The organism is Niallia sp. Kr1, assembly GCF_050389805.1.
In the GTDB taxonomy this organism is placed as follows: domain Bacteria; phylum Bacillota; class Bacilli; order Bacillales; family Cytobacillaceae; genus Bacillus_BD.
Genome location: NZ_CP130945.1, coordinates 3,299,692 through 3,312,534, shown reverse-complemented (window position 1 = coordinate 3,312,534; position 12,843 = coordinate 3,299,692). Strand labels below are relative to the sequence as shown.

Below are 12,843 nucleotides of genomic sequence, written 5' to 3'. Positions count from 1 at the left end.
TATGACTCCAGAGACGATTATTGCCATTGCAGAGGATGGAATATGGATGGTACTTTTGCTCAGTGGACCTCTGTTAATTATTGCACTTGTGGTTGGTTTGATTGTAAGTATTTTTCAAGCAACCACTCAAATACAAGAACAAACTCTAGCTTTTATTCCTAAAATTGTTGCCGTGTTACTAGGAATCGTCATTTTTGGACCATGGATGCTAAGTCATATGCTATCTTACACAAGTGACATTTTCTCTAATTTAATCAGGTATATAGGGTAACAAAATGGTAGACTTTATCGAAACATTTCCTGTCTTTTTACTAGTACTGGTCAGGGTAACTTCCTTTTTTTTAATGCTCCCACTTTTTTCTTATCGGACCATTCCATCTACTTTTAAAGTTGGATTTGGCTTTTTTTTAGCACTTATCATGTTTTTTTCGATGGAAAAACCAGTACTAGAAATTGATGCGACCTATTATTTACTAATCATGAAAGAGGCAATGGTAGGGATCTTAATCGGTTTTATCGCTTACGTGATCTTGTCAGCAATTCAAACCGCAGGTGGGTTCATTGATTTTCAAATGGGTTTTGGGATGGTTAACGTGATGGATCCTCAAACAGGTGCTCAAAGCCCAATTATGGGTCAGTATTTGTATATTATAAGTTTGTTATTTTTATTATCGACAAATGGTCATCATTTAATTTTAGATGGGATCTATTACAGCTATCAATTTATTCCGTTAGAACAAGCCTGGCTCCCACTAGGACATGAACATGTTGCACAGTATATTATACAGTCCTTTAACTCAATGTTTATGATTGCGCTGCAGATGTCTTTGCCAGTTGTTGCAAGTCTATTTCTAGTTGATGTAGCCCTAGGGATCGCGGCAAGGACTTTCCCCCAATTAAATATATTTGTCGTTGGTATTCCTCTTAAAATTGGGGTTAGTTTCTTTTTATTAATCGTTGTCATGAGTACGATGATGATCGTGGTTTCAAAACTTTTTCAAACGATGCTTATGACGATGAGGGGACTTATGGAGTTACTTGGGGGTTTATAAATATTGAAACTACTAGAGTTGGATTTACAGTATTTTGCTGGAGAAAAAACCGAAAAAGCGACACCGAAAAAACGGAACGATGCACGTAAAAAAGGGCAAGTTGCTAAAAGTCAAGATCTCAATACAGCTATTGCCATTTTAGGAATCTTTTTTTTCTTTTCCATTGCAAGTCCCTTTTTATTAGAAAATATTTTAGTTATTTTTCAACGTTCTTTTCGAGAATATATGGAATTAGCCGTAACTGAAGAAAGTATTTTTATGGTTTTTAATGAAACTTTATTTCAAACAGCAAAGATTATAGGTCCCATCATGCTTGTTGCACTTGTGGTAGGAGTGGTAGCGAACTATTTACAGATTGGTTTTTTATTCTCGACTGAAACCATTCAACCTAAATTAGAGAAAATCGATCCTATCAAAGGATTTAAGAGAATCTTTTCAATGCGATCGATTATAGAGTTTTTAAAATCAATATTAAAAATCATCATTGTTTCAATGATTACTTTTTTTGTTTTATGGAATCGGATCGATGAAATTCTTGTTCTATCACAAAAATCGATTGGTTCAGCCCTCTTAACTCTAGTGGATTTAACCATTCAAATGGGGCTTTATGCAGGTGGGGCATTATTGTTTTTAGCTCTTCTTGACTATCTATATCAGAAATATGATTTTGAAAAAAATATCCGGATGTCTAAACAAGACATTAAGGATGAATATAAAAACATGGAAGGCGATCCATTGATCAAGGGGAAGATTAAACAAAAGCAACGGGAAATGTCTATGAGTCGGATGATGCAGGAAGTCCCTAATGCGGATGTTATTATTACGAATCCTACCCATTATGCTATTGCCTTAAAATATGATGAAACGAAATTTGATGCACCTTATGTTGTGGCAAAGGGTGTTGATTTTATTGCACAAAAAATAAAATATGTTGCTAAAGAGAATGATGTTATCATGGTTGAAAATCGTCCATTAGCACGATCTCTCTATAGCCAGACAGAAATCGGAGATACGATTCCCGAAGATTTATTTAAAGCAGTAGCAGAAATATTAGCGTATGTATATAGGACAAAAAATATGGTCAAATAAATTCCTTTAGCTTAGAAGGTTAGAAACAAATGATACGGGAGGGAATAAATTGAAAGCTAGAGAATTAGTTGTAATAGTAAGTGTCATTATGATAGTTGCTATGCTTATTATTCCACTTCCAACATGGCTGTTAAGCATTCTCTTAATTGTGAACATAACATTGGCCTTGTTAGTACTATTAACATCGATGAATATGACAGAACCACTTCAGTTTTCAGTATTCCCTTCCTTATTATTGTTATTAACATTATTTCGTTTAGGGTTAAATATTTCAACAACACGTGCGATCCTGACTCATGGGGATGCAGGTGGAGTTGTAGAAACTTTTGGTTCATTTGTTGTCGGCGGAAATATCATTGTTGGATTAGTTGTCTTTTTGATCCTTGTTATTATTAACTTTATTGTTATTACAAAAGGATCAGAGCGTGTTTCAGAGGTTGCGGCACGCTTTACTCTAGATGCAATGCCAGGAAAGCAAATGAGTATTGATGCAGATTTAAATGCGGGAATGATTTCGGAACAACAAGCGAGAGAAAGACGAGAAAAAGTGAGTCGTGAAGCCGATTTTTACGGTGCAATGGATGGTGCCAGTAAGTTCGTGAAGGGAGATGCCATTGCTGGGATCATCATTGTTTTAATCAACTTGATTTTTGGAATTATAATAGGAGTGATTCAACAAGGAATGAGCTTTGCCGATGCGGCTTCCCATTTCTCCTTATTAACAGTAGGAGATGGGATTGTTAGTCAAATTCCTGCTTTAATCATATCGACCGCTACTGGTCTTGTTGTAACAAGGTCAACTTCTAATGGGAACTTAGGAGAGGATATAACTTCTCAATTACTTAACTTTCCTAAGATGCTATATGTGACTGGTGGGACCATTTTAGCTTTAGGTTTATTTACACCTATTAATGATATATTAACGATCCCACTTGCAGCACTTTTGATTTTTGGTGGTTATCGCCTAACTCGTGTTCCCAAAATAGGAGAAGAGTCAATAAAAACCATGGAAGAAGAAGAAACTTCTGATGAAATGAAAAGTCCTGAGAGTGTCGTTAGTTTATTAAGTATGGATCCAATTGAATTCGAATTTGGCTATGGGTTAATTCCGCTTGTGGATACCAATCAAGGTGGAGATTTACTAGACCGGATTGTTATGATTAGAAGACAGCTTGCGATTGAACTGGGGATGGTCATTCCTGTTGTACGAATTCGCGATAATATCCAATTGCAACCAAATGAATATCAACTGAAAATAAAAGGGAATATAATGGCCCAGGGTGATCTCTTACTTGATCATTACTTAGCGATGAGTCCGGGTACTGATGATGAATCGATTGTTGGGATTGATACTATTGAACCATCTTTTGGTTTACCAGCTAAATGGATTTCAGAAGATATGAAAGAAGAAGCTGAAATATTAGGGTACACAGTAGTGGACCCACCTTCAGTGGTTTCAACTCATATAACAGAAATCATCAAAAATAATGCACATGACTTATTAGGAAGACAAGAAACGAAGCAATTAATCGACCATTTGAAAGAAAACTATCCAATACTGGTTGATGAAGTAACACCTTCTCCACTCTCTATTGGTGAAGTACAAAAAGTGCTTGCAAAATTATTAAAAGAAGGAATTTCGATTCGAAATCTTCCCGTTATTTTTGAAACATTAGCAGACTTTGGTAAAGTGACTTCAGATACAGATATATTAACTGAATATGTAAGACAAGCGTTAGCACGCCAAATAACAAATCAATTTTTACAATCCAATGATTCACTAAAAGTTGTAACATTATCAGGAAAGGTAGAAAAAATCATTGCAGATGGCGTACAACAAACTGAGCATGGAAACTATTTAGCAATTGATCCTGTTCATTCACAACAAATTTTAGAGGCAATTGCTTCACAGGTTGAACAAATCTCAATGCTTGGGCAACCACCTATTATTTTATGTTCACCTGCTGTTAGAATGTATGTCCGACAATTAACAGAGCGTTATTTTCCGCAAATACCGATTTTGTCTTATAATGAACTCGAAACAAATGTGGAGGTTCAAAGTGTTGGGGTGGTGAATATAGAATGAAGGTAAAAAAAATTAGAGCAGGTTCGATGCCTGAAGCGATGAAGCTTGTTCGCAGTGAACTTGGAAATGATGCCATTATCCTTAATTCTAGAGTGGTTATGACTGGTGGATTTCTTGGTTTTTTTAAAAAAAGAAGAATTGAAGTTGTGGCAGCACTAGATTCTCCCAATATAAATGGAGGTGCCCCCAGTAAGGAAGCCACTCCTACACAAGATAATATGGTGGCTGGGCAAGGAAAACAGGAAGCATTAGAAGTATTGCCAGAGATGAAACCATCAATTAAAACAGTACAATATCTTAATAACCATGTAAATGAAGATGCCATTCCGTTACCAAAACCGATTGCTGAAGCGAAGCAATTATTATTAAAACAGGAATTAAGTGGCTTGGTTATTGATGAAGTACTACAAACAATCATTAAGATTTGGTATAAGCAGGATGAGAATTTGTCCTTTGATGATGTGATGACATTAGTAAAACAGGGACTCATTAAAAAAATTTCCCATTTGCCATTTGGTGGAATTTCATTTTCAAAAAAATTTATTAATGTAGTGGGACCAACAGGGGTTGGAAAAACGACAACCCTTGCCAAAATTGCAGCGTTCAGTATTTTGTCATTTAAGAAAAAAGTTGCATTCATTACAACTGACACCTATCGAATTGCCGCCATTGAACAGCTGAAAACCTATGCAAACATTTTAAATGTGCCTGTAGAGGTTTGTTATAATCTAGACGATTTTCAACAAGCCAAGAATAAATTTGATGAGTATGATCTAGTCTTTATAGACACAGCTGGAAGAAACTTCCGTAATCCCAAATATGTAAGTGATTTAAAAGGCATTATTGATTTCAATCATGAAATGGAAACATTGTTAGTATTATCATTAGCATCCAAACAATCTGATATGGAAGAAATTAATCATCAATTTTCATGTATTGATATCGATCGCTTTATTTTTACGAAAGCAGATGAAACATCAACATATGGAGCTATGTTTAATATGATTCATCAAGAGAATCGTGCGGTAGCATATATAACAAATGGGCAAAATGTACCAGATGATTTGGTTACAGTTACCCCGGAAGATATTGTGGATTATATAGTAGGAGCCGATTAACATGGAAGATCAAGCCCAACGTTTACGAGAAAGATTAAAACGAAATCATAGCAATATGCAAACAAAATCGATTGCAATTATTAGCGGCAAAGGTGGAGTAGGAAAGTCAAATATGGCTTTAAACTTTGCGATTTCATTAAATAAAAAAGGGCATTCTGTTCTTCTTTTTGATATGGATATTGGTATGGGAAATATCGATATCTTAATGGGTCTTTCTTCTTCCTATTCAATCGCAGACTTTTTTAGTGAATCAGTTCCTCTAAAAGAGTTGATTTGTAAAGTTCCTGATAGTATTCACTATATTTCTGGTGGTACTGGTTTGACCCAATTAACCCAAATAAAGAAATCACATTTCAATGATTTCTTTAACCAATTTTCAACTCTTCTAGATGACTACGAATATGTCATTTTGGATATGGGCGCAGGGATGGATGAAAATTCACTGAGCTTTATTTTATCAGTTGATGAAGTAATCGTACTCACAACACCTGAACCTACGTCCATTACAGATGCTTATGCGGCAATGAAATATATTATTTTGAAAAACAATCAAATTCCTTTTTATTTACTTGTAAATCGTGCAACAAGTGAAAAGGAAGGACAGGTTGTTTTTAATCGGATTTCTACCGTATTGGAACATTTTCTTGATCAGAAAATCGACTTGCTAGGAATCGTGCCTGAAGATAAATCAATCCCACAGGCTGTTAAAAGACAAACTCCTTTTATCTTATTCAATAATCGAGCACCGGCGTCAAAAGCCATTATAAAAATTACAGAAACCTATTGCAAACAGAATCACCTTAAACCTGAATTTGATCTTACTCATAAAAGTTTTATCTCTAAACTGAAACGATTCCTGTACGAAAGGTAGTGCTTCTATTGGGTGATACAAAAAATAGAACTTTAGTAGAAAAAAAGACTACTGATTATGATGCTACCTATAGTAAAATAGAACTAAGTAAATCTTATCATATAAAAGATTGGTCTGATGTCAATAAGATTTTATTGATTGGTACTTCAACTGGGGGACCAAATGCACTTCAAACAGTTTTATCGAGGTTTCCTGAAAATATTCCAATACCGATTGTTGTTGTACAACATATGCCACCAGGGTTTACGAAGTCTTTAGCAAACCGATTAAATAGCTTATCCAAGATAAAGGTTAAAGAAGCCGAGAATCAAGAGGTTTTACAAAACGGAACGGCCTATATCGCTCCTGGTGGATATCAATTAACGCTAAAGTCGTCAGGAAAAAATATTATGGCTGTATTAGACAAAAGTCCTAAAGAGTGTATACATTGTCCTTCTGTTGATTTATTATTTTTTTCGGCATCAGAATTGAAGGGGTATGGAAAGATTGTGGTGTTAATGACAGGGATGGGTTCTGATGGCTCTAAAGGTCTTATCGCTCTGAAGAATAATGGATTTGTAAAGACCATTGCAGAATCAAAAGAAACTTGTGTTGTTTTTGGAATGCCAAAAGCAGCCATTGCAACTGGATATATAGATGAAATCATAGCATTAGAAGAAATCTCAGAAACAGTCATGAAATATCTTTAACTTCATTCAGAAAGTGTTTTTGTATTGAAAGCTTGCAACAGGTACAGAAGTCCTCTACTTCAAAAGTGATGGGATTCAAAAAAAGTTTTCTGATTCAGTGGGAGGTTACCCCCCTGGCTGAATAATGTTAAGCCTCCGGCGGATGACTCGGATTTTTAAGGTATTTTATCGAGCGAGCTCGACGATAGACAGGTTGTCGTAGTCAAGCGAGTCATGATGATGTAGCGTTATGAAGCGTGTTAAAAAATCCGGGCGCAAATTCGGAGGACGAATTTGATTTTGGAAGAGGTGTCAGCCAAATGGAAATGAGTCAATATTTAGAGGTCTTTATCGAAGAGAGTAAGGAACATTTGCAATCTTGTAATGATCATTTATTAGAATTAGAGAAAAACCCAAACAATATGGATATTATCAATGAAATATTTCGTTCGGCACATACATTAAAAGGAATGTCGGCGACAATGGGGTTTGATGATTTAGCGAAATTAACCCATCAAATGGAAAATGTACTAGATGGAATCAGACACCAAACAATATCTGTTACACCTGACTTATTAGATATTGTTTTATTAGCTGTAGAAGATTTAGAGGAAATGGTTCAATCCATAGCAAGTGGCGGAGATGGAAAAAGAAACGTACAAGAAATCGTAGAAAAGTTAAAATTGATTGAAAAGGGTCAAAGTCCGAATGAATTCGAAGCTCATAATGAAGTTGCGGCAGCAATTGCCGAGGCTAGTTCGGATATTTTTTATGATGAATTTGAAAGAACCGTTATTCAACAATCTCAAGAACAAGGGTATCGAACGTTTGAGATAACGGTTTCACTTCGAAGCGATTGTTTACTTAAGGCAGCAAGAGTATATATGATTTTTGAAGTATTAGAGAAAATTGGAGAGGTGATCAAATCTACTCCTTCAGTGGAAGAATTGGAAGAAGAAAAATTTGATCAATCATTTACAGTTACGGTTGTTTCGACTGAAGAAGCAGAAGATATTCAAAAGAAGATCGCAAAGGTCTCTGAAGTCGAAAATGTAAAGGTTATAACAGTGATTTTACCTCAATCAGGTTCTACCTATGGTCAAAGAGTGGAAAAAGAAGATACTGAATCAGCCGAATTAGTTGATTCAAAAGTGGATCAATCGAAAATAGAATCAGCAGGAAATAATAAGGAAAAAAGTCAACCTAAACAACAATCAGGTAAAGCAGTTAATAAAACAATACGAGTTAATATAGAACGACTAGATATCTTATTAAACCTTTTTGAAGAATTAGTGATTGATAGAGGAAGATTGGAGCAGATCTCTTCAGAATTAAATAATCAAGAGTTACAAGAAACGGTCGATCGAATGTCTAGAACAACCGGAGACTTGCAAAATATTATTCTAAATATGCGGATGGTTCCGATTGAGACCGTGTTTAATCGTTTTCCAAGAATGGTTCGCCAACTTTCACGTGATTTGCAAAAAAAGATCAATCTAGACATTATTGGTGCAGAAACGGAGCTTGATCGTACTGTTATAGATGAAATTGGTGATCCACTTGTCCATTTAATTCGTAATTCATTGGATCACGGGATTGAAGCGCCAGATGTCCGTAAGTCTTTAGGAAAGCCTGAGGAAGGTACAGTAATTCTTAAAGCCTATCATAGTGGAAATCATGTCTTTATTGAAATAGAAGATGATGGTGCAGGAATTAATCGAGATAAAGTTTTAAAGAAAGCGTTAGGGAATGGCATTATCAATGAACAAATAGCTGAAACTTTATCAGATCAACAAGTATATGAATTAATTTTTGCATCTGGATTTTCAACTGCCGACCAAATTTCAAGTGTTTCTGGACGTGGTGTTGGTTTAGATGTGGTAAAAAATACAATTGAAACGTTAGGTGGTAATGTTTCAGTAGAGTCTGTGGAAGGGAAGGGATCCCGTTTTTTAATCCAACTTCCATTAACCCTATCTATTATTTCGGTTATGCTTGTTGAAATTCAAAAAGAAAAGTACGCCATTCCACTTTCCTCCATTATTGAAACGGCTATTATTAGAAAAGATGAAATATTACACGCGCATAATCAAAAAGTAATTGATTTCCGTGGGAAAATTGTTCCTTTATTATTCCTTAAAGATTTATTTAATGTGCCTGTATATAAGGAAGAGAATGAATATATTTCTCTAGTAATTGTCCGTAAAGGTGAGAAAATGGCTGGTCTGGTCGTAGATTCATTTATTGGACAGCAAGAAATCGTTCTAAAATCCTTTGGTAATTATTTAACGAATATCTTTGCGATCCCAGGTGCTACAATTTTGGGTGATGGACAGGTTGCACTAATCGTTGATTGCAACGCACTAATAAAGTAGAAGAATCAGAGTAATGTAATAAATGATTCTAATAAAGAGGTGTTTAGAATGTCTGAGAATGCGGTTGCCGATACAAAGCTAATCGTTTTTCAATTAAGTGGAAAAGAGTATGGAATATCCGTTCATTTAGTTCATGGAATTGAAAGAGTTCAACATATTACAAGAGTTCCGGGAACAGCACCCTTTGTAAAAGGGGTTATAAATCTTCGAGGTGTTGTTACACCTATTATAGATCTTCGTAAAAGATTTGGGTTAGAAGAAGCGGAATATACGGATTCTACTCGTGTGATCATTGTATCAATAGGTGATATTGAAGTTGGTTTAATTGTCGATGAGGCAAACGATGTGATTGACATTAAAATGGATGATATGGAGCCTTCTCCTGAAATGGTTGGTGTAGAGACCGACGAATTTGTACAAGGTGTAGTGAAAGTAGATAGTCGACTATTAATTCTCCTTGATCTCGCGAAAATTTTAGATCAAGATAAGGTGAAGTCTGACGGTATGGATGATTAATGATGAAATTTATAAATAAAATTTCAAATGAAAATCTGGATATCCTTAAAGAAATTGGGAACATTGGAGCGGGAAATGCAGCGACATCCCTTTCCATTCTTTTAAATAAGAGGATTCAGTTGAGAGTACCAAATGTTCGAATTATGACGTTTAATGAAATGGTGGAGACCGCTGGGGGAGCAGAAAATGTAGTCGCTAGTGTCTTCTTGAGAATTGAAGGGGACGCTCCTAGTAATCTATTCTTTATTTTATCAATTAAACAAGCAAATACGTATATCCAACATTTGATAGGGAATAATCAATCTCCGTTTGAAAAGTCGCCGTATGATGACTTAGCCCTTTCGGCACTGCAAGAATTAGGAAACATTTTAGCAGGATCCTATCTATCTGCATTATCTGATTTTACAGGGCTTAACTTATATCCATCAGTACCGGCTACTAGCATTGATATGCTTGGTGCTATTTTAAGTTATGGATTTTTTGAGTTATCTCAGTTTAGTGACTATGCAATTGTGGTCGATACCGCTTTAATCGATTGTAATGAAAATCATATGGGGGTTGATGGGCACTTTTTTCTCCTGCCAGATCCTGAGTCATTTGATATCATTTTTCATTCGTTAGGAGTTGCACTTGATGAATGATATGCAAGAAGTAGTGAAGGTCGGTATCGCTGATATGCAAATTGTAAAAACACCGCAATTAATAAGGACTTCTGGATTGGGATCATGTGTTGGAGTTGTTGTCTTCGATCCGCTACAAAAGATCGCTGGATTAGCACATGTTATGCTGCCTGATTCTTCTTTAGCAAAAAGTAAATCATTTAATTTAGCTAAATATGCCGATACAGCTGTGAAGGAACTTTCAACTGAGATGATTAAGCTAGGTGCTAGAAGATCCGCATTAAAAGCAAAAATTGCTGGTGGGGCTCAAATGTTTCAATTTTCTTCAGGAAATGAAATGATGAGAATTGGTCCAAGGAACGTAGAAGCTGTTAAAAAACAATTGAATGACTTACACATTTCTTTAGTCGGGGAAGATGTCGGTGGAAATAGTGGCAGAACCATCGAATTTGATCCAGATACCTGTATGTTGGAAATTAGGACGGTTAATAAAGGGGTATCTTATTTGTAAAGAGTTTCTTTCCTTTGCTAATATGATATGTTGATTTAGTAATTTGGAAAAATGTATTAGGGTTCAACCTCTTAGCACTGAGTTTTGATTGAAGGAGTGTCTTAATGGTATATGCTATGAGTAAGGATGAACAGTTAATCTGGGATAAATGGATGACCACTCGAGACGAAGAGGCTGGAAATATTCTAATTAAAAAGTATACATCTCTTGTTCGATACCATGTTCAGCGTATTTCTGTTACCTTACCTAAAAGCGTTTCAAGAGATGACCTTTATAGTCTTGGAATGATCGGGTTACTGGATGCAATCAATAAGTTTGATTTTAAAAGAGATTTAAAATTTGATACATATGCTTCTTTTCGCGTTCGAGGAGCTATTATAGACGGATTAAGAAAAGAAGATTGGTTGCCTAGAGGAACGAGAGAAAAGGCCAAAAAGATAGAAACGATCATTGAGAAATTAGAACAAAAATATATGCGTCATGTAACAGAAGAAGATATTGCTCGCGAATTAAATATCTCCGTTGACGAAGTATACACCATCATGAATGAACAATTTTTTGCCCACGTTTTATCGATCGATGATCAGTCTGACGAAACAGATGAAAAAACAGGACAAAAATATTTGATTAAAGACAAAAACATCGAGCAGCCTGAAGAAGAAATGATAAAACATGAGATTGTTAAAGAAATGATCGACCAGATTTCAAAACTCTCGGAAAAAGAACAGTTGGTCATTAGCTTGTTTTATCAAGAAGAAATGACTTTAACAGAGATTGGACAAATCATGGGGTTATCTACATCTAGGATTTCACAAATTCACTCTAAATGTATATTTAAATTAAAGGGGTTTATGGAAAAATTGATGTAGTTACAAAATTATGGCTTCTTAATTGAAGGATGTTAGTTGTATTGAGTCTTAAATCAATCGAAATGCAAGTAGCGATTCCAAGGACAATAGAGGCATCAAAACTACAGGAACAACTACAACAGCGGGGGCAACTAATAAATAGTTTGGCTAATGATGTTGTTCAAAAAGAAGCTGAAAAAAAGAGAACAAGTGTGATGGAAAACGAAAAATTAACCCAATCAAAGTTAGAACAAAGTAAACAAGAGCAACAAGGGAAGGGTTTTCATGAACATTCTTCCAAAAGGGAAACGAAAAATGACCAGCATCAAACTACGCATCCATACAAAGGTACAATGATTGATTATAGTGGATAGAGGGATTTTATGATTGTATTTTTAGTCATCGTTAGTTTAACTTTAAATATTCTGACCTTTATTGTGATCGCCATTTTATATTTACGTCAAAATAAGCTAATTAAGCTTAAAGAAAACTTAAAAAAATCAATAATTGAAATGGAAGAGCTTATTTCAGGTTATTTATTACAAATGAAAGAAGAGAATGATCAGTTCATTCATCAGTTGATAGACCTAAAGAAAAACAATATTAAGTCCCAACCTACTTCTATTACGGATAAAAAGGGAAATCACTCTGACCAAAATAACCAAAATAACATTCATAACGATCCGTTACATGTACTAGAAGATTTTACTCCTCGGATAGAAAAAACGCTTAGTCACCATGCTTTTAACGCTTATCAAAAGCAAAATCAACAGATAGTTACACATAAGAACAGTGAAAAGACATCTGTCATAGTGGATCTTCAAGAAGAGGTAGGAAACAAATCGACTAAGAGTGAAAATCTAGGGGATCAAATTACTTTTCTAAGAAAACAAGGATATTCCATTGAAGAGATGGCTAAAAAATTAAATAAAGGGAAGACAGAAATTGAATTACTTCTTAAATTTCAAGAAAATATTTATGAATAAAACTTGAATGTCTCCCGAACATATGATATATTTTTAAACGGTGTTAAAACACACGCTTGTTGATCTCCATAAAGGGTGCTGTTCATAACAGTTTTATGTGAGG

At 35.1% G+C, this 12,843-nt stretch carries 14 protein-coding genes; all 14 read left to right on the top strand.

Features of this window, described 5'->3' with window-relative positions; translation table 11 throughout:
• The first annotated feature begins 1 nt into the window (after position 1).
• The 14 genes from fliQ to Q5760_RS16070 all read left to right on the top strand — a co-directional run bounded on the left by fliQ (position 2) and on the right by Q5760_RS16070 (position 12,740).
• Entirely contained in the window at positions 2-271 is a 270-nt protein-coding gene (gene fliQ / locus Q5760_RS16135; RefSeq protein ID WP_428908651.1) for a flagellar biosynthesis protein FliQ, read from the top strand.
• Positions 272-275: 4 nt separating this feature from the next.
• Positions 276-1,052, top strand: a complete 777-nt coding sequence (gene fliR, locus Q5760_RS16130) for a flagellar biosynthetic protein FliR (RefSeq protein WP_428908650.1) — start codon at positions 276-278, stop codon at positions 1,050-1,052.
• 3 nt (positions 1,053-1,055) lie between these two features.
• Positions 1,056-2,141, top strand: a complete 1,086-nt coding sequence (gene flhB / locus Q5760_RS16125; RefSeq protein ID WP_428908649.1) for a flagellar biosynthesis protein FlhB — start codon at positions 1,056-1,058, stop codon at positions 2,139-2,141.
• Between the two features lie 49 nt (positions 2,142-2,190).
• A complete protein-coding gene (gene flhA / locus Q5760_RS16120) occupies positions 2,191-4,227 on the top strand; it encodes a flagellar biosynthesis protein FlhA (RefSeq protein ID WP_428908648.1) in 2,037 nt (678 codons plus the stop codon).
• Positions 4,224-5,345, top strand: a complete 1,122-nt coding sequence (gene flhF, locus Q5760_RS16115) for a flagellar biosynthesis protein FlhF (RefSeq protein ID WP_428908647.1) — start codon at positions 4,224-4,226, stop codon at positions 5,343-5,345. The genes flhA and flhF overlap by 4 nt, the downstream gene beginning before the upstream one ends.
• Position 5,346: 1 nt before the next feature.
• Positions 5,347-6,216 (top strand): MinD/ParA family protein, encoded by an 870-nt coding sequence (locus Q5760_RS16110; protein WP_428908646.1) that lies wholly within the window; start codon positions 5,347-5,349, stop codon positions 6,214-6,216.
• A gap of 8 nt (positions 6,217-6,224) precedes the next feature.
• Entirely contained in the window at positions 6,225-6,905 is a 681-nt protein-coding gene (locus Q5760_RS16105) for a CheB methylesterase domain-containing protein (protein ID WP_428908645.1), read from the top strand.
• A 299-nt stretch (positions 6,906-7,204) separates the two neighbouring features.
• On the top strand, positions 7,205-9,259 hold the full coding sequence (locus Q5760_RS16100) for a chemotaxis protein CheW (protein WP_428908644.1): 2,055 nt from the start codon (positions 7,205-7,207) through the stop codon (positions 9,257-9,259).
• Positions 9,260-9,307: 48 nt separating this feature from the next.
• Positions 9,308-9,775: a chemotaxis protein CheW gene (locus tag Q5760_RS16095; protein WP_428908643.1), complete on the top strand. Its 468-nt coding sequence runs from the start codon at positions 9,308-9,310 to the stop codon at positions 9,773-9,775.
• A gap of 2 nt (positions 9,776-9,777) precedes the next feature.
• Positions 9,778-10,416, top strand: coding sequence for a chemotaxis protein CheC (locus Q5760_RS16090; RefSeq protein ID WP_428908642.1), 639 nt, complete (start codon positions 9,778-9,780; stop codon positions 10,414-10,416).
• A complete protein-coding gene (locus tag Q5760_RS16085) occupies positions 10,409-10,906 on the top strand; it encodes a chemotaxis protein CheD (RefSeq protein WP_428908641.1) in 498 nt (165 codons plus the stop codon). Before Q5760_RS16090 ends, Q5760_RS16085 begins: the two co-directional genes overlap by 8 nt.
• A gap of 104 nt (positions 10,907-11,010) precedes the next feature.
• On the top strand, positions 11,011-11,775 hold the full coding sequence (locus Q5760_RS16080) for a FliA/WhiG family RNA polymerase sigma factor (RefSeq protein ID WP_428908640.1): 765 nt from the start codon (positions 11,011-11,013) through the stop codon (positions 11,773-11,775).
• A 41-nt stretch (positions 11,776-11,816) separates the two neighbouring features.
• Positions 11,817-12,128, top strand: coding sequence for a hypothetical protein (locus Q5760_RS16075; protein WP_428908639.1), 312 nt, complete (start codon positions 11,817-11,819; stop codon positions 12,126-12,128).
• Between the two features lie 9 nt (positions 12,129-12,137).
• A complete protein-coding gene (locus Q5760_RS16070) occupies positions 12,138-12,740 on the top strand; it encodes a hypothetical protein (protein ID WP_428908638.1) in 603 nt (200 codons plus the stop codon).
• The last annotated feature ends 103 nt before the right edge of the window (positions 12,741-12,843 follow it).